The following is a 228-nucleotide window of genomic DNA, read 5'->3' on the forward strand; positions in this document are numbered from 1 at the left end:
GCCACAGAAAATATACCTGTCGCGGATGATTATAACCGTTTTTTATACGTAAATATTTTTGATAGTAGTGATGATTATAGCAAGTATGCTAAAGCCATTTTTGGTATTAATACTAATAATGGCGGAATGTATTTAGAGGGCGATCCTTCTGATACAGATAACGAAGCCAACTTTGTAGCTTATGAAGCAAGCTATGCAAAAGCGGATCATTTTGTATGGAATTTAGAG

Annotated in this window: 1 protein-coding gene; it reads left to right on the plus strand. The window is 34.6% G+C overall.

What is annotated here, in order from left to right:
• A partial coding sequence (locus tag R0K30_RS23985; RefSeq protein WP_410613591.1) for a collagenase occupies positions 1-228 on the plus strand: 228 nt, incomplete at both ends.

It is taken from the genome of Bacillus sp. SIMBA_154 (assembly GCF_046536015.1).
Taxonomy (GTDB): Bacteria; Bacillota; Bacilli; order Bacillales; family Bacillaceae; genus Bacillus; species Bacillus pumilus_P.